General features: G+C 65.5%; 17 protein-coding genes. 7 read left to right on the top strand and 10 right to left on the bottom strand.

Annotated features, from left to right (window positions below; genetic code table 11):
- Window positions 1-39: 39 nt before the first annotated feature.
- Window positions 40-393, bottom strand: coding sequence for an Rv2175c family DNA-binding protein (locus AC1DRE_RS19685; protein ID WP_476986186.1), 354 nt, complete (start codon window positions 391-393; stop codon window positions 40-42).
- Window positions 394-635: 242 nt separating this feature from the next.
- On the opposite strand from AC1DRE_RS19685, the gene AC1DRE_RS19680 reads away from it, so the two are divergent.
- The gene (locus AC1DRE_RS19680) at window positions 636-1,985 is read left to right on the top strand and encodes a lytic transglycosylase (protein WP_476986185.1); all 1,350 of its coding nucleotides are present in this window, start codon (window positions 636-638) and stop codon (window positions 1,983-1,985) included.
- Between the two features lie 102 nt (window positions 1,986-2,087).
- Entirely contained in the window at window positions 2,088-4,208 is a 2,121-nt protein-coding gene (locus AC1DRE_RS19675; protein ID WP_476986184.1) for a Stk1 family PASTA domain-containing Ser/Thr kinase, read from the top strand.
- Window positions 4,209-4,329: 121 nt separating this feature from the next.
- On the opposite strand, the gene AC1DRE_RS19670 is transcribed toward AC1DRE_RS19675, so the two are convergent.
- Both AC1DRE_RS19670 and AC1DRE_RS19665 read right to left on the bottom strand, forming a co-directional pair.
- Window positions 4,330-5,721: a class II 3-deoxy-7-phosphoheptulonate synthase gene (locus AC1DRE_RS19670; protein WP_476986183.1), complete on the bottom strand. Its 1,392-nt coding sequence runs from the start codon at window positions 5,719-5,721 to the stop codon at window positions 4,330-4,332.
- 106 nt (window positions 5,722-5,827) lie between these two features.
- Window positions 5,828-6,565: a lysophospholipid acyltransferase family protein gene (locus AC1DRE_RS19665; protein WP_476986182.1), complete on the bottom strand. Its 738-nt coding sequence runs from the start codon at window positions 6,563-6,565 to the stop codon at window positions 5,828-5,830.
- 111 nt (window positions 6,566-6,676) lie between these two features.
- Here AC1DRE_RS19665 and AC1DRE_RS19660 point away from each other — a divergent pair, with 111 nt between their 5' ends.
- From AC1DRE_RS19660 to AC1DRE_RS19650, 3 genes are read left to right on the top strand one after another with little or no spacing between them, the layout of a single operon-like run.
- Window positions 6,677-7,465 (top strand): alpha/beta hydrolase, encoded by a 789-nt coding sequence (locus AC1DRE_RS19660; RefSeq protein ID WP_476986181.1) that lies wholly within the window; start codon window positions 6,677-6,679, stop codon window positions 7,463-7,465.
- The gene (locus AC1DRE_RS19655) at window positions 7,462-8,256 is read left to right on the top strand and encodes an alpha/beta hydrolase (RefSeq protein ID WP_476986180.1); all 795 of its coding nucleotides are present in this window, start codon (window positions 7,462-7,464) and stop codon (window positions 8,254-8,256) included. Before AC1DRE_RS19660 ends, AC1DRE_RS19655 begins: the two co-directional genes overlap by 4 nt.
- The gene (locus tag AC1DRE_RS19650) at window positions 8,256-8,783 is read left to right on the top strand and encodes a hypothetical protein (protein ID WP_476986179.1); all 528 of its coding nucleotides are present in this window, start codon (window positions 8,256-8,258) and stop codon (window positions 8,781-8,783) included. Before AC1DRE_RS19655 ends, AC1DRE_RS19650 begins: the two co-directional genes overlap by 1 nt.
- A gap of 3 nt (window positions 8,784-8,786) precedes the next feature.
- Here the strand turns inward: AC1DRE_RS19650 and AC1DRE_RS19645 are convergent, their stop codons facing one another.
- Window positions 8,787-9,878, bottom strand: a complete 1,092-nt coding sequence (locus AC1DRE_RS19645; RefSeq protein WP_476986178.1) for an ROK family glucokinase — start codon at window positions 9,876-9,878, stop codon at window positions 8,787-8,789.
- Between the two features lie 226 nt (window positions 9,879-10,104).
- Here AC1DRE_RS19645 and AC1DRE_RS19640 point away from each other — a divergent pair, with 226 nt between their 5' ends.
- On the top strand, window positions 10,105-11,943 hold the full coding sequence (locus AC1DRE_RS19640) for an AMP-dependent synthetase/ligase (protein ID WP_476986177.1): 1,839 nt from the start codon (window positions 10,105-10,107) through the stop codon (window positions 11,941-11,943).
- Between the two features lie 118 nt (window positions 11,944-12,061).
- On the opposite strand, the gene AC1DRE_RS19635 is transcribed toward AC1DRE_RS19640, so the two are convergent.
- Window positions 12,062-15,457, bottom strand: coding sequence for a pyruvate carboxylase (locus tag AC1DRE_RS19635; RefSeq protein ID WP_476986176.1), 3,396 nt, complete (start codon window positions 15,455-15,457; stop codon window positions 12,062-12,064).
- A 309-nt stretch (window positions 15,458-15,766) separates the two neighbouring features.
- On the opposite strand from AC1DRE_RS19635, the gene AC1DRE_RS19630 reads away from it, so the two are divergent.
- Window positions 15,767-16,603, top strand: a complete 837-nt coding sequence (locus AC1DRE_RS19630) for a ParA family protein (protein ID WP_476986175.1) — start codon at window positions 15,767-15,769, stop codon at window positions 16,601-16,603.
- A gap of 103 nt (window positions 16,604-16,706) precedes the next feature.
- Here the strand turns inward: AC1DRE_RS19630 and AC1DRE_RS19625 are convergent, their stop codons facing one another.
- From AC1DRE_RS19625 to gcvH, 5 genes are all read right to left on the bottom strand, one after another.
- Complete coding sequence (locus AC1DRE_RS19625) at window positions 16,707-17,303, bottom strand: MerR family transcriptional regulator (RefSeq protein WP_307050961.1); 597 nt, start codon at window positions 17,301-17,303, stop codon at window positions 16,707-16,709.
- A 241-nt stretch (window positions 17,304-17,544) separates the two neighbouring features.
- Complete coding sequence (locus AC1DRE_RS19620) at window positions 17,545-18,045, bottom strand: bifunctional nuclease family protein (RefSeq protein ID WP_364128560.1); 501 nt, start codon at window positions 18,043-18,045, stop codon at window positions 17,545-17,547.
- Window positions 18,045-18,761, bottom strand: a complete 717-nt coding sequence (gene ftsR / locus AC1DRE_RS19615) for a transcriptional regulator FtsR (RefSeq protein ID WP_214955041.1) — start codon at window positions 18,759-18,761, stop codon at window positions 18,045-18,047. Before ftsR ends, AC1DRE_RS19620 begins: the two co-directional genes overlap by 1 nt.
- Window positions 18,762-18,784: 23 nt before the next feature.
- The gene (locus AC1DRE_RS19610) at window positions 18,785-19,261 is read right to left on the bottom strand and encodes an FHA domain-containing protein (RefSeq protein ID WP_476986174.1); all 477 of its coding nucleotides are present in this window, start codon (window positions 19,259-19,261) and stop codon (window positions 18,785-18,787) included.
- 134 nt (window positions 19,262-19,395) lie between these two features.
- A complete protein-coding gene (gene gcvH / locus AC1DRE_RS19605; RefSeq protein ID WP_104175459.1) occupies window positions 19,396-19,782 on the bottom strand; it encodes a glycine cleavage system protein GcvH in 387 nt (128 codons plus the stop codon).
- Between the last annotated feature and the right edge of the window lie 77 nt (window positions 19,783-19,859).

Here is a 19,859-nt window from a genome sequence, read left to right as displayed (position 1 = left end):
CCGGCGCTCATCGGGACTTTGCTGGGATCCTGGCGAGTACTACCAGGCGAGGGACTGCGCCCTGCGGCGGATTTCCGTCTTGCGGCCTTCACGCAGCGCGTCAATAGGCCGGCCCCGCAGTGATTCGTCCGGGGTGAAAAGCCAGGTAATCAGTTCCTCATCGGAGTAGCCCGCATCCGACAGGACGACGATGGTCCCCTTGAGGCTTTCCACCGGATGGCCGTCCTGCATAAAATCGGCGGGCACGGAGCGGATTCGACGGTCGCCGACCCTGAGCGCGACCAGCGCCTTTTCGTCCAGGAATCCATGGACCTTAGTGATGGAAACGTTCATCATTTCTGCAACGTCGGGCAGCGGCAGCCATTCGCCTACAAGGCTTTCTACAGTACTCACGGAACAAGATTGCCACGGAAGCGCTATTGCGCCTAGTCAGCGGGAAGCGGCGGCCTGAACCCGCAAATCGACACTCCGAAAAAAGGCATATGGACAATGCCCGACAATTCTTGTGCTAATCGGTAATTCGTGAGAGATTCACATAGATCACATTTGCACCAACACTAACTTTAGTAACACTAGTATCATTCGTAACACAGGCCTGACCGACAGCACTCGCCGCTGAGAAGAGGATCATCCCCATGACGACGCCCCGATCGCCAAAGCAGCACCCCAGGCCGAGCCTGCCTGTGATTGCGGCAACTACGGCCGCCCTCCCGGCAGTCGTCCTGTCCTCACTGGCCATGGCCCAGCCCGCATTGGCCGAATCCCGCCCGCGGACCGTGCCCGCCACGCTCGCTGCGGCCATGCAGGCCCAGGAAGCGGCACTGAAGTCAGGCGTCATCCCTGCGGCGTCGGTTTCCACGTCCCTACCCAGCTCCCTGCGGCCGGCCCAGCCCGCGGCACCCGCCGAGTACACCATTGCGCGCGGCGACACCATCAGCAGCATCGCGGGCCGCTACGGCTTGGACACCTACGCGGTCCTGAAGCTGAACAACCTGCAGCCGAACACCGTCATCTATCCGGGGCAGAAGATCAAGCTGACCGGTTCGGCTGCGGCCCCCACGGCCAAGCCTGCTGCCCCCGCGGCAGCCACAGCCAGCACCGGCGGCAGCGTCTACACCGTCAAATCCGGCGACACCCTGGGCGCCATCGCCGCACGGCACGGCGTCAAGCTGTCGGAAGTGTTGAGCTGGAACGGCCTCAACATGAGCTCCATCATCTACCCGGGACAAAAGGTCAAGATCGGCAGCGGCCAGTCCGCGGCCCCGGCCCCGGCCGCCAACCCCGCACCGGCTCCGGCGCAGGCGCCGGCACCGGCCGCCAGTTCCGGCTCCTACACGGTCAAGTCCGGCGACACGCTGTCCGCCATTGCCGCAAAAAACGGCGTCAAGCTGTCAGACATCCTGTCCGCGAACAAGCTGACCATGTCCAGCATGATCTACCCGGGGAACAAGCTGGTCATCCCCGGAGCCTCGATCCAGCCCGCTGCCAGCGTCACTCCCCTGGTGCCGGGTTCGTTCCTCGGGTTCACATACCCTGCGGCCGTGGTCTCGTCCGCCAACCAGAACAAAGCCCTGCTCAACGCCTCCCCCGTGCCCAGCCGGGAACAGATGAAGTCGATCGTCGCGGACACCGCGCGGCGGATGGGCGTAGATCCCTCGCTCGCCCTGGCGTTCGCGTACCAGGAGTCCGGTTTCGACCAGCGCGCCGTCTCACCGGCCAACGCGATTGGCACCATGCAGGTCATCCCGACGTCGGGCGAATGGGCTTCGGATCTTGTGGGCCGCAAGCTGAACCTGCTCGATCCGTATGACAACGCAACTGCGGGCGTGGCCATCATCCGCCAGCTGATCAGTACCAGCAAGGACATGGACAACGCCATCGCGGGCTACTACCAGGGCCAGTACTCGGTCAAGAAGTACGGCATGTACGAGGACACCAAGTCCTACGTCGCTGCGATCAAGGCGCACAAGAAGAACTTCAGCTAGTCCGTTCCGGCACTCGTCCAAAGCGTGCCGGGTGGGTAACGATACGGGTCCGGATTGCATGTCGATTCGGGCCCGTTTCCGTGTAGCACTTAGGATCGTAGGGTGCAGGAAAAAGTGTCGGACTCCCTCGTTGGAACGCTGGTGGACAACCGTTACCGGGTCCAGTCCAGACTGGCGCGCGGCGGAATGTCCACCGTTTACCTCGCAACGGACCAGCGGCTCGAGCGCGACGTTGCACTCAAGGTCCTTCATCCGCACCTGGTGAACGACGATAACTTCCTGGACAGGCTGGGCCGGGAAGCCAAGGCCGCGGCCAAACTGTCCCACCCCCATGTCGTAGGCGTCCTGGACCAAGGCTCGGACGGACCGACCGCCTATCTGGTGATGGAGTACATCAAGGGCCACACCCTCCGCGACGTGATCAGGGAGAAAGGCGCGCTGTCTCCCCGCCTTGCCCTGGCGCTGATCGACCCCGTGGTGGAAGGGCTGGGATCGGCCCACGCAGCCGGCCTGATCCACCGGGACATCAAACCGGAAAATGTCCTGATCGCCGATGACGGGCGCATCAAACTGGGTGACTTCGGCCTGGCCCGGGCGGTCACCACCTCAACGAGCACCGGTGCCCTGATCGGCACGGTGGCCTACCTGTCGCCGGAGCTGGTGCTCGGCAGGACCGCGGATGCCCGCAGCGACATCTACTCGGTGGGCATCATGCTGTACGAAATGATCACCGGCAAGCAGCCGTTCGACGGCGAAGTCCCCATCCAGGTGGCCTACCAACATGTGAATTCCTCGGTGGAAGCCCCTTCGGCCAACGTGCCGGGGCTGGCTGCCGAAGTGGACGAGCTGGTGCAGTGGTGCACGGCAAGGGACCCCGAGCAGCGCCCGGTGGACGGCAACGCGCTCCTGTCGGAGCTGAGGCACATCCGTACCAACCTCACCGATGCGGAACTGGATCTCCAGCCGCCCGCCGCGATCGCCGCCGTCGCCCATTCACCGGCCGGGCTGCGCCCGCCTGCACACCTGCCTGTCGGGTCGCCGCCCCCTGCACATCAGGACCAAACAGAAGTCCTGTCCGCCGGACAGCATCCAACAGAAATCATCTCGCGCCAGAACCATCCCACCACGGTGCTCTCGTCTTCACCGCGGCATCCGGGCCAGTTCGGTGCCCTGGCGGCCCCAGCCGAGCCGGAAGCCGCTTTCGGGGATGCCGGGGACGACCCGGACACCGCGTCCCCGATGAGCAAACGGGCACAGCGCAAGCTTGACCGCGACGCGGCGAGGGCGCAGACCAAGGCAGCGTCCACGCCGGTCCGGTCGCTCCGCGAAGGCAACCCCCGCCGTCGTGGCCTCCTCTGGATCATCATCCTGGTGATCGCGGCGCTGCTGGCAACGGGCGCAGGCTGGTTCTTCGGTATGGGGCCCGGCTCCCCCGGGACAATTCCCCGGGTCGCCAACAAGACAGTGGCGGAGGCCCAGCAGCTGCTGGGCAATGCCGGATTCCAGTCCACCACCAAGGATGTTTTCGACGACGACATCCGGGCCGGGCTCGTGGTGGGCACCGAACCTGAGGCGGGGCGGGAAATCCGCAAGTTCCAGCCGGTATCGCTCTTCGTTTCCAAAGGTCCCCAGCTGTTTCCCCTGCCCGGAATGAGCGGCAAGTCCCTGGACGAGGCAAAGAACGAGCTCAACGGCGCCGAGATGGCACTGGGCACCGTCACCGAGACCTTCAGCGAAACAGACCCCGCAGGCACCGTCCTCGCCCAGGATCCTGCGGCCGGCACTCCCGCCCGGCGCGGTACGCCCGTCAGCCTGACCGTCTCCAAGGGACCCGAGCCCATACCGGTGCCCGACGTGCGCGGACAGGAGCAGGGTGCCGCGGTCAAGGCTATTGAGGCCGCAGGCCTGAAGGCCGTCATCTCACCTCAAACGGTCAACGACAAGAAGGTCCCCAAGGGCGCTGTAGTAGCCCAGGATCCGTCTTCCGGCGCCCTGACGCGCGGCGAGGCCGTCACACTCACGGTGTCCAAGGGCCCCAAGCTCGTGGATGTCCCCAGCTACATCGGCAAACAGGCCAACGATGCCCGCAAGGCGCTGGAGAAGCTCGGCTTCGAAGTCCGGGTGAACAACATCCTGGGCGGCTTCTTTGGAACAGTGCGGGACCAGGATCCGGTGAACACCCAGGTGCCTGAGGGCTCCGTCGTAACCCTCACGGTCGTCTAGGCGGTATGCGGGCGGCTGACCGCGGCAAGACCCGGGTCACACACTGAATGGCTTCCCCACGAAAAAGCTCCGTCCGGCTGGTAGAGCCGGGCGGAGCTTTTTCTGTCAACCGGTGCGGGGGTCAGCGCTTGGACAGCGCCCCTGCGACGAGGAAGGCCATTTCCAGGGACTGCATGTGGTTCAAGCGCGGATCGCAGACCGATTCGTAGCGGTCCAGGAATGCTTCCTGGTCGATGGGGTCGGCGCCGCCGAGGCACTCCGCGACGTCGTCACCCGTCATCTCGACGTGCAGGCCGCCCGGAATGGTGCCCAGCGAGTGGTGGACCTCGAAGAAGCCGCGCACTTCGTCAATGACGTCGTCGAAGTTGCGCGTCTTGTAGCCGTTGGGCGAGGTGACCGTGTTCCCGTGCATGGGATCGGTAACCCAGAGGACCTGCGCGCCGGAGGCCGTGACCTTTTCGACGATGGCGGGGAGCTTCTCGCGGATGTTGCCCGCGCCCATCCGGGTGATGAAGGTGAGCCGGCCCGGTTCGCGGTTTGGATCCAGCTTGTCGATCAGCCGCAGGGCGTCATCCCCGGACGTCGAGGGGCCCAGCTTGACGCCGATCGGGTTGCGGACGCGGGAGAGGAAGTCGACGTGGGCGTGGTCGAGTTCGCGGGTGCGTTCCCCGATCCAGAGGAAATGCGCCGACGTGTCGTACGGAAGTCCCGTGCGGGAGTCGATGCGGGTCAGTGCGCGTTCGTAGTCGAGCAGCAGCGCTTCGTGGCTGGCGTAGAATTCCACGCGCTTGAGGGCCTCGAAGTCCGCACCGCAGGACGCCATGAACTTGATGGCACGGTCGATGTCCCGCGCCAGCGACTCGTAGCGGGCGTGGGCCGGGTTTTCGGTGAAGCCCTTGTTCCACTGGTGCACCAGGCGGAGGTCCGCGAAACCGCCTTGAGTGAAGGCACGGATGAGGTTCAGGGTGGAAGCGGACGTGTGGTACGCCTTCAGCATCCGGCCGGCGTCGTGGGCGCGGGATTCCGGGGTGAAGTCGTAGCCGTTGACGATGTCGCCGCGGTACGCGGGGAGCGTCACGCCTTCGCGCGTTTCGTCGTTGGAGGAGCGCGGCTTCGCGAACTGTCCGGCCATGCGGCCCATTTTGATGACGGGCATCGCCGCGCCGTAGGTGAGGACGACGGCCATCTGCAGGATGGTCTTGACCCGTGCGCTGATCTTGTCAGCGGTCGCTGCCTCGAACGTTTCCGCGCAGTCCCCGCCCTGGAGCAGGAAGGCCTTGCCTTGCGCGGCAGCGGCCAGACGTTCACGCAGGATGTCCACTTCGCCGGCGAAGACGAGCGGCGGAAGGACGGAAAGTTCCTTCACGGAGGCGTCAAAGACCTCTTTGTTTTGCCAGCTGGGCTGCTGGGAGACCGGCAGTTCCCGCCAGTGGTCCAGTCCCGGATAGTTGGCGGCACCGCTCTGGGCGGTACTGGTCAGCAGGGAGGCAGGTTTTGCAGATAGCTCAGTCACACTACAAGACTAGTTCCCGGATCCGGGTTTCCGCACCGTAACCGTCATTCGTCCCAAACAGGCGTCACAGAACCGGCGTACGGGAACAAGCGTTACTGAACCGGCGTCAGGCCTTCCCGGGTTCTGCGGGGCCGCTGCCGGAACCGCCTGAGCCCTCAGTGGGTTTGCCCGCCAGCCGCAGTTTGACCACGGCCGCGTATTCGTCCACGTACTCCTGCCCGGACAGGCGCATGAGTTCATACATGATTTCGTCCGTGACGGACCGCTGGATCAGGCGGTCATCCTCCATGCCGTAATACCGGCTGAAGTCCAGCGGTTCACCGAAGATCATGCCGATACGCCGGATGTTCGGCATCCGTTTCCCGATGGGCTGGACCTTGTCCGTTCCGATCATGGCTACGGGAATCACCGGAACCCTGGCCTGCAGGGCGAGTTTCGCCACGCCGACCTTTCCGCGGTAGAGCCGCGAGTCGGGGCTTCGGGTTCCTTCCGGATAAATGCCAAGCAGCGAGCCGTGCGTGAGGACGTCCATTCCGGCGTTGAGCGAAGCGGCGGAGGCCGCTCCCCCGGAACGGTCCATCGGCAGCTGGTTCGTCAGCCGGAAAAAGAGGGCCGTCAGCCTGCCTTTGAGGCCCTTGCCGGTGAAGTACTCGGACTTTGCCAGAAAAATCACGGGCCGCGGCACCATAAGGGGCATAAAGATGGAGTCGGAGAAGGACAGATGGTTGGAAGCCAGGATGGCTGCGCCTTCGGCGGGGACGTTGTCGAGCCCCTTGACCCAGGGCCGGAACAGGAGCTTGAGCACCGGTCCCAGAACGAACGTCTTCATGAACCAATAAAACACGTGGCGTACCTCTCCGGAGGGCGTCTGACCGGCCCTCCGTCGGGTCCGGCCAGGCCTTCAATGCAACCCTACTCTAGTGAGATTTGTGGCGAAGAGTGACACGATGGGCATATGAGAGAAAGCAGCAAACCGTCGATGCCTGCCGCTTTCAGCTACCCCGGCCATGGCAGGAATGCCAGGATTGGCATTGCCATTTGCCACGGCTTCACGGGGAGTCCCCTCAGCGTCATGCCGTGGGCCCTGCACCTGGCCGAGCAGGGGTTTGCGGTCTCCGTCCCCCTCCTGCCCGGGCACGGGACCGACTGGCGCGAGCTGGCCCGTTCCGGCTGGCGGGAATGGGCCGGAGCCTTCGATGCCGCCTACATTGAGCTGGCGGGCCGGACTGAGGCCTGCTACGTCGCAGGGCTGTCCATGGGCGGCGCCGTAGCCCTGCGGACGGCGTCCCGCTACCCCGTTGCCGGAGTGGCCGTGGTCAACCCCGGGCTCAGCTTCTACGACCGCAGGGTGCGGATCATCGGCATCCTGAAGTACTTCCAGCGGACCACCGTGCCGATTGTTGAGGCCAACCCCACCGCGGCCACGACTGAGGATGGCGACTATTCACGGACACCGCTCGCGGCCGTCCACCAACTGAAGAAGCTGTTTGCTGCCGCCCGCCGCGGACTGCCGCGCGTGACCGCCCCGGTCCTGGTCTTCAAATCGGACAACGACGACGTTGTGCCGCCGTCGTCCCTGGCGATGATCAGGCGGCGGCTGGGGTCAGCCGACCTTTGCGTCATCCCGCTGCCAAACAGCGGACACGTCGCCACGCTGGACAACGACGCGCCGGTGATTTTCGAGAATTCGACCCGCTTTTTCCATGAGCACGCGCCGCACCACGTATCCTCGGAGACATCATGAGCATCGCCGCCGACCACAGCCCTTTCAGCAGCCCCTTTACCGGCGACGGCCCGTCGGTTGGCGTCGCCGTTTCCCATGGCTTCACCGGCAGCCCGCACGGCGTGCGGGCCTGGGCCCGATCCCTGGCCGACGCCGGCTTTGCCGTGCGGATGCCGCTCCTGCCAGGACACGGCACCAGTTGGCAGGAACTTGCGAGGACCCGCTGGCAGGATTGGCATGCCGCCTACGACGCTGCCTACCTTGAGCTTGAGGCCGAATGCGACCACGTCTTCACGGCCGGCCTGTCCATGGGAGGCGCTCTCGCCCTGAGGGTGGCCGCCCGGCGTCCTGTGGCGGGAACAATCGTGGTCAACCCGGGCCTGGTCATCGACGATCCCCGCGCCCCCCTCGCCGGCATCCTGAAGCTGGTGATGAAGAGCACTCCGGCCATCGCGAACGACATCCTGAAGCCGGACATGGACGAGGGCGCCTACCCGCGGACACCGGTGGCGGCGGCCCACGAACTCAACAAGATGTTCAAGGACACCCTGCGGCTGCTGCCCCTGATCACCGCACCCGTGCGGGTGTTCCGCTCCACGGTGGACCATGTGGTGTCCGACTCCAGCATTGTGGCGCTGCGCCGTGGCCTCACCAACGCCCCGCTGGAGCTCAGCGCCTTGGAAAACAGCTACCACGTGGCCACCCTGGACAATGATGCCGAGGAGATTTTTCGCGGGACCGCGGAATTCATCCGCAGAGTGGTGCCGGGACACGTGGACGCTAGCCCCTCTCGCCCTGAAGGACACGGCTGATGACCAGATCCGACTCTAATTCCTCGGACCAGAGCGCGAACCAGGACGACGCCGTATGGCAGGACTTGGTCTCGCGGCTCGAGGGCCGCGACCCGGAGGCTCCGGCCGAAGAAGGCAGCGCCCCGTCCAAACGGCCGTTCCGCGACTTCGATCCCCTGGGGCTGTCCGGCGCCGCCCCGACAGAGCCCTCGGCGTCGGAACGCCAGGCCGCGTCCCATGAACCACTCCCCCGGGCGGACCAGGCAGCGGCGGGCACCGGGCCCCGGGACTATGAAGCGGACGACGACGACGACCCGTTCGTTCCCGAGGAACCGCCAAGCCTGGCAGGAACAAATCCCCTGACCATGCTGGCCTGGCTGGGGGCTGTGGGCGGACCCGTGGCCCTGGTGCTCGCCGCCATGTTTTGGCGGTCGGCGCCCCTGATGGCCATTTTGGGCATTGTCGCAGCGTTCGTCCTGTCAGTGATCTACCTGATCATGCAGCTGCCGCAGGAAAAGGACGATCACGACGACGGCGCCCGGGTTTAGCGTCTAGCCGTGCATCCGGCTGCTGACCCGGGACAGGTCCGCGGCGCCAATCAGTCCGGCGTTGGGCCCCAGTGCTGCCAGTGCAATCTCCGCGGCCGGCCGGAACCCGCGCCCGGTCAGGTTGCGGGCAAAAGCCTTGCGTGCCGGCGCCACCAGCAGTTCTCCCGCGTCGCAGAGGCCCCCGCCGATCACGAACTTTCCGGGATCCAGCGCGGCCGCTAGGTTGGCAAGGCCGAGCCCCAGCCACTCCCCGACGTCTTCCAGCAATTCCCTCGACGTGGGGTCTCCGGCCTTGGCCAGATCCGTCACGATGGCCCCGGTGATCCGGTCCACCTGCCCGTCCACGGCTTTCAGGAGTTCCTGCGCCACGGGCGAATTGGCAGCCGCCAGCTCACGGGCTTCGCGGCCCAGGGCGTTTCCGGACGCGTACTGTTCCCAGCAGCCGCGGTTTCCGCATTCGCACCGGTGCCCGCCGGGCATGATGATCTGGTGGCCGAACTCACCCGCGACGCCAAACCGTCCGCGTTCCACCCTGCCGTCCATCACCATGGCACCGCCGATCCCGGTGCCAAGCGTGATGCAGACGAGCCGGTTCTGTCCCTGCCCTGCACCGAAGCGCCACTCCGCCCACGCGGCGGCATCGGCGTCGTTGGTCAGCAGGACCGGCCGGCGCAGCAGGCGCTGGAGGTTTTCCCGCAGCGGTTCGTTGCGCCAGGCGAGGTGCGGGCTGAAAAGCACCGTCCCGCCGTCGAGGTCCATCCATCCCGCGGCGCCGATTCCCACCGACCAGATGCGGTGGCCGCGGCCCAACTCCTCCACCAGTTCCACGATCACCTGTTCCACCGCCCGGGGATCGTTCCCGGGCGTGGAACGCCTGGCCTGGCTGAGGATCCGGCCGTCGGCATCCACCACGCCGGCGGCAACCTTGGTTCCCCCGATGTCCACCCCGATCGCCAACCCTTTGCGGCCCAGCCGGAGGTGCTCGCGGAAGCTCTGGCTTGCAGAGAGCGAATCCTGCGCGGAAGGCTTCCTGCGCCGCCAGGCGGCCGTCCGTCGGTAGGGTCTGGGCAGGTCGCCGGGCGAAGGTGTGTGCATGGTTCCCCATTCTATTGCCCGGCCCCTGTTTTCCTGCGCCGCCGGCCATGCGCGAAACGGCTCCGGGCGGGGCTCCAGGGATGGCTCCAGACGGGCCGGACTGGCGGGATTCCCGCACTTAACCGTAAAGTTACTCGCCAGTAGGTGAATCAGAACACACCTCCGCAACGGGCGTACTAGTGTTAGCAGTACCCCCTGCGGGTCTATGGATAACAAAGGAGCTATCGTGCGCGAATTCAGTGTTCCGCCCTTGGTCAAAGTACCCCCGGAAACCAACGTCACCGATCTGGTGCTGCGGCAAGCCGCCAAGGCCTCGAACCCGTCCCTGTATTCGCGTCTCGACTCCGCCGGGCAGTGGCAGGATATTTCCGCCACCGACTTCCTCGCGGACGTCCGCGTCCTGGCCAAGGGCCTCATGGCCAGCGGCGTCGCAGCCGGGGACCGCGTTGGCATCATGTCCCGCACCCGGTACGAGTGGGCACTGGTGGACTTCGCCATCTGGTTCGCCGGCGGCATCTCCGTTCCCATCTACGAGACGTCCTCACCCACGCAGGTGGCCTGGAACCTGGGCGACTCGGGTGCAGTCGCCGCGTTTGGCGAGTCGGCGCACCACGAGGACATCATCCGGCAGGCCGCCACCTCCGAAGGACTCTCTTCGCTTGCCCACGTCTGGCAGCTTGAGGGTGCAGGGCTGGAGGAACTGCGCGCCGCCGGTACGGCCATCAGCGACGAAGACCTGGAAGCACGCAGGAGCCTGGCTTCGCTCTCTGACGTCGCCACGATCATCTACACCTCGGGCACCACGGGCCGGCCCAAGGGCTGCGAACTGACGCACGGCAACTTTGTGGAGCTTTCCGAGAACGCCCTGGCCACTTCGCTGTCCGGTATCGTCCATGAGCAAGCCAGAACCATTATGTTCCTGCCGCTGGCCCACGTGTTCGCCCGCTTCATCTCGGTCCTGGCGGTGGCTGCCGGTGTCACCGTGGCCCACACGCCGGACATCAAGCACCTCCTGCCCGACCTGCAGAGCTACAAACCGACGTTTATCCTGGCGGTGCCGCGGGTGTTCGAAAAGGTCTACAACTCCGCACTGACGAAGGCCGAGGACGGCGGCAAAGGAGCCATTTTCCACAAGGCGGCCGACACCGCCATCGCCTACTCGCGTGCCCGGCAGGCCGGGTCTGTGGGCTTCGGCCTCAAGCTCCGGCATGCTCTCTTCGACAAGCTCGTCTACAGCAAGCTGCGCGCGGCCATGGGCGGCGAGGTCGCCCACGCAGTGTCCGGCGGCGGCCCCTTGGGCGAACGCCTGGGGCACTTCTTCCAGGGCATCGGCATGCAGATCCTCGAAGGCTACGGCCTGACCGAAACCACGGCCCCGATCACGGTGAACACTCCCCAGCTGATCAGGATCGGAACAGTGGGCGCCCCCCTGCCCGGAAATGCGGTGAAGATAGCCGACGACGGCGAGATCCTCGCCAAGGGCGTCTGCGTAATGCGCGGCTACTACAAGCGTGACGACCTCGCGGCCGACACCTTCGTGGACGGCTGGTTCCGCACCGGCGACATCGGCCAAATGGACAGTGACGGCTTCCTGACCATCACAGGCCGCAAGAAGGAAATCATCGTCACGGCCAGCGGCAAGAACGTGGTGCCCGCCCTGCTGGAAGACCAGATCCGGGCTGACGCTCTCGTGTCGCAGGTCCTTGTGGTGGGAGACAACAGGCCGTTCATCGGCGCGTTGGTGACGTTGGACGAGGAAGCCCTGCCGGGTTGGCTGCAGCGCCACGGACTGCCTGCCAGCACCACCCTTGCGGCAGCGGCGGACCATCCTGTGGTCAAGGCTGCAGTCCAGGACCTGATCACGCACGCCAACCAGTCCGTATCCCAGGCCGAGGCCATCAAGTCGTTCCGGATCGTGCCGTCCGACTTCACCGAGGCATCCGGCCACCTGACGCCGTCAATGAAGGTCAAGCGGGACCAGGTGATGAAGGACTTCGAATCGGTCATCGTGGAAATGTACGCTGCACCCCGCCCGGCCCGCGCCGAGCCGTCAGGACAGCACTAGATCCAGGGCCAGCACTGGCTGCCTATGACCGTCCCGGCGATTGCCGGCACGGTCATTAAACGGAAGGCCTCCCGGCATTCGCCGGGAGGCCTTTTCGCTTGTCGCTTACTCCGCTGGCCTATTCGACCACGAGCAGCAGGTCTCCGCCCTGGACCTGCTCCACGGCGGACACCGCCAGCCGGGAAACCGTGCCGGCCGCCGGCGTCGTGATGGAGGCCTCCATCTTCATGGCCTCGATGGTGGCGACCGTATCGCCGGCATTGACGGCGTCGCCCACCTTGACCGTCAGCGTAACGGCACCGGCGAACGGCGCGGCGACGTGGCCCGGCTGGGTCGGGTCTGCCTTCTCAGCAGCCTTGACGTTGCTGACAACGGAGCGGTCGCGGACCACAACCGGCCGGGACTGCCCGTTGAGCGTGCACATCACGGTGCGCATGCCCTTCTCGTCCGGCTCCGAAACCGCTTCGAGGGAGGCGATCAGGCGCACGCCCTTCTCGAGTTCGATCTCGTGTTCCGCTCCGCGCTGGAGCCCGAACAGGTAGTCGCGGGTGTCCAGGACCGAGAGGTTGCCGTAGGTCTCCACGCTCTTCAGGAAATCCTTGGTGGGCCCCTCGAAGAGCAGCCGGTTGAGGGTCTGCTGACGGGTCTTGGAATCACTCTTCAGGGCGGCGCTGTCCTCGGCGCTCAGCTCGGCGTCGCGCACCTTGATGCTGCGGCCCTGGAGGGCCTTGGTGCGGAACGGCTCGGGCCAGCCTCCGGGAGGATCGCCGAGTTCGCCGGACAGGAACCCGATGACGGAGTCCGGGATGTCGTAGTTCTGCGGGTTCTCGTTGAAGTCGGCGGGGTCGGCGTTGAGGCCCACAAGGTGCAGGGCGAGGTCACCCACCACCTTGGAGGACGGAGTGACCTTCACGAGCCGGCCCAGGATCCGGTCGGCTGCCGTGTACATGTCCTCGATGGCCTCGAAACGCTCGCCGAGACCCAGGGCCATGGCCTGCTGCCGCAGGTTGGAGAGCTGGCCGCCGGGGATCTCGTGCTGATAGACGCGACCCGTGGGACCCGGCAGGCCCGACTCGAACGGGGCGTAGACACGCCGCACGGCCTCCCAGTACGGTTCCAGCGAGCTGACCTTGGCCAGGCCCAGGCCGGTGTCGCGCGGTGTGTGGGCCAGGGCGGCAACCAGGGCGGATGCCGAGGGCTGGCTGGTGGTGCCGGCCAGGGACGCCGAGGCGACATCCACTGCGTCCACTCCCGCATCCACGGCGGCCAGCAGCGTGGCCAGCTGCCCGCCTGCCGTGTCGTGGGTGTGCAAGTGGACCGGAAGGTCGAAGCGGTCCCGCAAGGCCGCGACAAGCTTCGCAGCGGCCGCAGGGCGCAGCAGGCCCGCCATGTCCTTGATTGCCAGGATGTGCGCGCCGGCGTCAACGATCTTTTGCGCCAGCTCCAGGTAGTAGTCGAGCGTGTAGAGCTTTTCGTCGGGATCGAGCATGTCGCCGGTGTAACAGAGGGCGACTTCGGCGACGGCGGTGCCGGTGGCCCGCACAGCGCGGATGGCCGGAGCCATCTGGTTGACGTCGTTCAGGGCGTCGAAGATCCGGAAGATGTCGATTCCGGTGGCTGCTGCCTCGTTGACGAAGGCCTCGGTGACCTCCTCCGGGTACGGCGTGTAGCCCACGGTGTTCCGGCCGCGGAGCAGCATCTGCAGGCAAATGTTGGGCAGTGCCTTCCGGAGGGCTGCGAGCCGGTCCCAGGGGTCCTCGCCGAGGAACCGCAGGGCGACGTCATATGTGGCTCCGCCCCAGGCCTCCACGGAGAGCAGCTCAGGGAGCAGCGCGGAGACGGCGGGGCCCGCCGCGACGAGGTCGCGGGTACGGACGCGGGTGGCCAGCAACGACTGGTGGGCGTCGCGGAACGTGGTGTCGGTGACGGCCACGGCAGTCTGCTCGCGCAGGGCCTTGGCGAAGCCCTCGGGACCCAACTCGAGAAGCCGCTGGCGCGAACCCTTGGGGGCGGGGGTGTCCCCGACGGCGGGCAGCTTTGCAGCGGGGTTCGAGTGGACCGTGAGTTCGCCGTTGGGCTTGTTGACGGTGACCTCTGCCAGCCAGGTCAGCAGCTTGGTACCGCGGTCCGCGGAGACGCGGGCCTTCAGGAGCTGGGGCCGCTCATCGATGAAGTTGGTGGCGACGTCGCCGGCGATGAAGTCGGCGTCGTCCAGCACGGCCTGCAGGAAGGAGATGTTGGTGGAGACGCCGCGGATGCGGAATTCGGCCAGGGCACGGCGGGCGCGGGCGACGGCGGCGGGGTAGTCGCGGCCGCGGCAGCTCAGCTTCACCAGCATGGAGTCGAAGTGCGGGCTGATTTCGGCACCCGAGTAGACGGTGCCGCCGTCGAGCCGTACACCGGCGCCGCCGGCAGAACGGTAACCGGTGATCTTTCCGACGTCGGGCCGGAACCCGTTGGCGGGGTCCTCGGTGGTGATGCGGCACTGCAGCGCTGCGCCCTTGAGCTGCACAGTCTCCTGGGAGAGGCCGATGTCGGCAAGGGTCTCACCGGAAGCGATGCGCAGCTGGGCCTGTACGAGGTCCACGTCCGTGACTTCTTCGGTGACGGTGTGTTCCACCTGGATCCGCGGGTTCATCTCGATGAAGACGTGCTGGCCGGCGCGTTCGCCGACGGTGTCAACGAGGAACTCGACGGTTCCGGCGTTGACGTAGTTCAGGGCCTTGGCGAACTTGACCGCGTCACGGTACAGGGCCTGGCGGATCCCTTCGTCCAGGTTGGGGGCCGGAGCGATTTCGATGACCTTCTGGTGGCGCCGCTGGATGGAACAGTCACGTTCGAAGAGGTGCATAACGTTGCCCTCGGCGTCGGCCAGGATCTGGACCTCGATGTGCCGCGGCCGGAGGACGGCCTGCTCCAGGAACATCGTGGGGTCACCAAATGCGGCGTCGGCCTCGCGCATGGCGGCCTGCAGGGCTTCCGGGAGTGCGTCGCGCGTGTCCACGCGGCGCATGCCACGGCCGCCGCCGCCGGCTACGGCCTTGGCGAAGATGGGGAAGCCGATCTCGTCGGCGGCCGCGATGAGCTCGTCCAGATCCTTGGACGGCTCGCTCGACTTCAGGACAGGGACGCCTGCTTCACGTGCGGCCTTCAGCGCGGCGACCTTGTTGCCGGCCAGCTCCAGGACCTCAGCCGGCGGACCCACAAAGGTGATGCCGGCTGCTTTTGCGGCGCGGGCCAGATCCGGGTTTTCGGACAGGAAGCCGTAGCCCGGGTAGATGGCGTCCGCGCCGGACTCCTTGGCCACCCGCACCACTTCGTCCACGTCGAGATAGGCGCGGACGGGATGGCCCTCTTCGCCGATCAGGTACGCTTCATCAGCCTTCTGGCGGTGGATGGAGTTACGGTCCTCGTTGGGGAACACAGCTACAGTCTTGGCGCCCAGCTCGTAGCCGGCACGGAAGGCGCGGATCGCGATCTCGCCGCGGTTAGCCACCAGAATCTTGGAAAACATACTTCTCCTGCATCATTGCGCGGGTGTATCGGTAAGTGGTCACAGTGTGTAAGACGTGCGCGGGGAAACACAAATCATTGTGTCGACCATCACAGAATTATCCGTCATGCGGGCGGGAATAGGCACGCCGGGGTGGCACCGGCGCCTGGGCCCTGCCGGATGCGCCGCACACACGCCCGATGAAACGGGATTCACGGGCGCGGCAACATATGATGAGTTGGGGGTGGCGCAAGCCCGCCCTCCGCTCCGGGCAAGCCGGAGCCGGCACTACCCCAACACGGCAACCGGCGTTAGGTATTGGTTTTTCAAGTGCAAGTAGTCAGCATCAGCAGCCTCAAAGGCGGGGTCGGCAAAACTTCCGTCACCACCGGATTGGCATCTGCGGCCCTGGCCGCCGGCATCCCCACTCTCGTGGTGGACCTTGATCCCCATGCGGACGCCAGCACCGCACTGGGCGTCCAGCCCGATGACCAAATGGATATCGGCAGAATGCTCAAGTCACCGCGCCGGGCCCGCCTGGCGGAGAACGTCGTCACGAGCAGCTGGGTGGCCCGCGAAAACTACAACGGAGCCCGGCCCGCCGTCCTGGACGTGGCCGTCGGTTCCGCATACACCGGCATTTATGACCGCCCGGACCTCGGCCGCCGGGACCTGCGCAGACTCTCGGCAGTCCTGGCCGGCACGGACAGGTACCAGCTGATCCTGGTTGACTGCCCGCCCTCGCTGAACGGCCTGACCCGGATGGCATGGTCGGCCAGCAGCAAGGTGGCCCTCGTTGCCGAACCGGGATTGTTCTCGGTGGCCGGCACGGAGCGCACCATGCGCGCCATCCAGCTCTTCCGCCAGGAATTTGCCCCGAACCTCTCCCCCGCCGGGATCATCGCAAACCGTGTCCGCACCGGTTCGTCCGAGCACGCCTTCCGCCTGGCCGAGATGCAGTCCATGTTCGGTGAACTGCTGCTGACCCCGCACATTCCGGAGCAGGCAAACTGGCAGCAGATCCAGGGCGCCGCCCATTCTGTTCATCACTGGCCGGGCGATTCCGCCAAGAACGCCGCCAGCCTGTTCAACACGCTGCTCGATAACCTCCTGGCCTCCAACGGCGTGGATTCCACCGGGGCAGCCCGGGAACGCAGCCTGCGGTAGCGCGCTTCCGCGTTTCACAGCGCAGAAAAGGCCGCCTTCCTGATGGAAGGCGGCCTTTTCCGTTGGTCTCGTGTTGACCTGACATCCAGCCAGGCTGCTGCGGTCAGCCGATCTTGCGGGCGGCCCTGCGCTTGCTGAGTTCATCGTCCGGAAAGGACTGCTCGACGGCGTGCTCGCTGGGAAGCGCCGCGAGGCTGCCTTCCACTTCGCGCCACACGCGGCCGACGGCAATTCCGAAGACGCCCTGGCCGCCCTGGACCAGATCGATGACCTCATCGGCGGACGTGCACTCGTAAACGCTTGCGCCATCGCTCATGAGGGTGATCTGGGCGAGGTCTTCAACGCCGCGTTCGCGCAGATGCTCCACCGCAGAACGGATCTGCTGCAGCGAGACGCCGGTATCCAGCAGCCGCTTGACCACTTTCAACACCAGAATGTCGCGGAATCCGTAGAGACGCTGCGAGCCGGAGCCGGCGGCACCGCGCACGGCCGGCTCCACGAGGCCCGTGCGGGCCCAGTAGTCGAGCTGGCGGTAGGTGATGCCTGCGGCCTTGCAGGCTGTCGGTCCGCGGTAACCTGCGTCCTCGTCCAGGACGGGGAGGTCTTCCGTGAAGAGGAGGCCCTGGGCACCGCTCGCCGGCAGGGCTACGCCTGCCGTTGAAGCCTGCTTTAGCTCGCCTGCTTCGCCTTTCGGACTCACGTGGACCCTCCTCGTCGTATGCTCCCCTAAGGAAGTCGCAGCAACAGCGATCACGGATTTGAAATTCATCCGTGTAATTCAGCCGGGGCTGCACATTCCAGTGTGACTTGCGCGGCTGTTGTATGCAATGGGAACTTGATACCTTCGACGTTAGGCCTGCCACGCCCCAAGGTCAAAGACGTTGGCCCCATTTCGGGGGCGTGTCGAAACTTTCAGCCTCAACTTCAACCTTAATGCGATCTCAGCCGTCGAAGTCTTCCGGTTCAACGTCGTCCAGGAACTCCCGAAAGCGCCGCAGTTCGCGCTCCTCGTCCACGGTGGGGGGCTCGGTGTCCTCGCCTTCGTCGTGCTCGGTAATCCGGACACCGGCTTCATCCATCACCGAGTCCGCGCACCAGATGCGGCATTTGGCCCGCAACGCCAAGGCCAGGGCGTCAGAGGCCCGGGAACTCACGGTGGTGCCGTCTTCAAACTGCAGCTGGCCGTAGAAGATGTTGTCTTCAACAGCAACGATGTTCACGCTGACGATCGAGTGGCCCAATGACTCGACGACGTCGATCAGAAGGTCGTGTGTCATGGGCCGCGGCGGCACCACTCCCTGCTGGGCCAGCGCGATCGCACTGGCCTCGGGGGTGCCGATCCAGATGGGCACGTGCCTTTCTCCGTGGATCTCCCGCAGCAGCACCAGCGGCTGGTTCGAGGGCAGTTCGATCCTCACACCCACGATCTCCACTTCAATCATCAGATGTCCATTCGCGATATACGGTCCTGCACCAGGGCACGGTGCAGCGTCAGGCACAGATCACTGATTTCCCGGGCTGCCTCAGCGGCCCGGGCATGGGATGCAGCGTCCTTGCGGGAGGTCAGCGGCGCGACAGCGCGTTCCACCAGCCCGAACTCGCGTTCCGCGGCGGCCTGGAACGGCCGAAGGTGGCGGGGTTCGAGGCCGTGGCTTTCCAACTGCACGCACGCGCGCGCCACCTGCAGGGCGTGCTCGTCGAACTTCCCGTTGACGTGGCCGATCAGGCCGAAGTCCAGGAGGGACTGCAGCAGCGGCACGCTGGCGCCGGACTCGGCCCGCAATTGGTCCTCGCTCAGCCTGCGCACTTTGTTTTGGAGTTCGGTGGCGAGCTCGTCGGAAACGATCCGGGGCGACACCGTGACGCCAGGCGGCAGGTTCTCCGGGCGTTCGCCGCGGTCGATGGCGTCCAGATAGTCCTTGATGACCTTGAGCGGAAGATACTGGTCCCGCTGGAGGGCAAGGACGAATCGAAGCCGCTCGACATCGGTGTCCGCGTACTGCCGGTAGCCGGCGGGCGTGCGTTGCGGGTTAATCAGGCCTTTTTCTTCAAGGAACCTGATTTTGGACGCGGTCATGCCGGGAAAGTCGTCGCTCAGCTGCGCGAGTACTTCCCCGATGTTCAGGACCTGGGGTCCGCGCCGTTCCGGTTGTGCCAGTGCCACAGGCAACTACCCCGGGATCAGACGTTGCCTGCTGCGCGGGCAGGGCTGAGGTAGAAAGTGAGCCGGAACTTGCCGATCTGGACTTCATTCCCGGATTTGAGTTCCACGCTGTCCACGCGGTCGTGGTTGACGTAGGTGCCGTTGAGGCTGCCGGTGTCAACGACCTCGAAGCTGCGGGCAGTCCGGCGGAATTCGACGTGGCGGCGGGACACTGTGACGTCGTCAAGGAAGATGTCCGCGTCCGGGTGGCGGCCGGCTGTGGTGACGTCCGAGTCCAGCAGGAACCGCGCACCGGCATTGGGTCCGCTGTGGGCGACCAGGAGTGCCGAACCGAACGGAAGCGCCTCGACGGCGACCCGTTCCTCCCGGGACAGCCTGGGCTCAATGATCGGCTCGTCACGGACTGGCGTGAGGTGGATCGAGGTGGTCTCCGAAGCCTTCACTCCGCCCGTGCCGTAATCACCACTGCTGTGGTTCTTCTCGTGACCAACCATGGATTCCTCCTCTTCCGTTGCAGATGTCCCCCTGCAAACAACGCGTACCCTCCGGAAAAGCCTGGCTGATCCGGTAATCGGCGTGTCGTCCGGCCGTTAATTGCTTAACAGCCGGACCGCCATGCCAGTTGTCTTTAGCCTACCTGTTGTTCGTACTCCGATGCACTGAGCAGGGACTCCACTGCATCAGCCTCTGCAAGCTTGACTTCAATCAGCCAGCCCTCGCCGTACGGATCGCTGTTAATGAGCGCCGAATCGGTGTCCAGCGCTTCGTTGCGGGCAACGATTTCACCAGTCACGGGAGCATAAATGTCGCTCACGCTCTTGGTGGACTCCACTTCGCCCACGACGTCGTTCGCGGTTACCTTCGTGCCGACTTCGGGCATCTGGGCGTAGACGACGTCACCCAGCGCGTCCTGGGCAAAATCGGTGATGCCGACGCGCACCACGCCGTCAGCGTTCGGCGCGGTAACCCACTCGTGTTCGGCAGTGTAGGACAGGTCTTCGGGAATGTTGCTCATCAGGGGCCTTTCATCGGGTCAACCAGGAATAACGGTCAATCAGCAATGTCATCGGAGGTCTGCAGAACAAGCCGCCG

The organism is Arthrobacter sp. P4_H3 (assembly GCF_056400885.1).
The sequence above is the reverse complement of the archived record's forward strand: the minus strand, read 5'-3'. Positions and strand labels throughout refer to the sequence as shown.

Excerpts from the sequence above, each read along its gene's own strand:
- AC1DRE_RS19680 (WP_476986185.1), top strand. The coding sequence starts at position 636 with ATGACGACGCCCCGATCGCCAAAGCAGCACCCCAGGCCGAGCCTGCCT.
- AC1DRE_RS19655 (WP_476986180.1), top strand. The coding sequence starts at position 7,462 with ATGAGCATCGCCGCCGACCACAGCCCTTTCAGCAGCCCCTTTACCGGC.
- AC1DRE_RS19660 (WP_476986181.1), top strand. The coding sequence starts at position 6,677 with ATGAGAGAAAGCAGCAAACCGTCGATGCCTGCCGCTTTCAGCTACCCC.
- AC1DRE_RS19650 (WP_476986179.1), top strand. The coding sequence starts at position 8,256 with ATGACCAGATCCGACTCTAATTCCTCGGACCAGAGCGCGAACCAGGAC.
- gcvH (WP_104175459.1), bottom strand. The coding sequence starts at position 19,782 with ATGAGCAACATTCCCGAAGACCTGTCCTACACTGCCGAACACGAGTGG.
- AC1DRE_RS19635 (WP_476986176.1), bottom strand. The coding sequence starts at position 15,457 with ATGTTTTCCAAGATTCTGGTGGCTAACCGCGGCGAGATCGCGATCCGC.
- AC1DRE_RS19610 (WP_476986174.1), bottom strand. The coding sequence starts at position 19,261 with ATGGTTGGTCACGAGAAGAACCACAGCAGTGGTGATTACGGCACGGGC.
- AC1DRE_RS19645 (WP_476986178.1), bottom strand. The coding sequence starts at position 9,878 with ATGCACACACCTTCGCCCGGCGACCTGCCCAGACCCTACCGACGGACG.
- AC1DRE_RS19620 (WP_364128560.1), bottom strand. The coding sequence starts at position 18,045 with ATGATTGAAGTGGAGATCGTGGGTGTGAGGATCGAACTGCCCTCGAAC.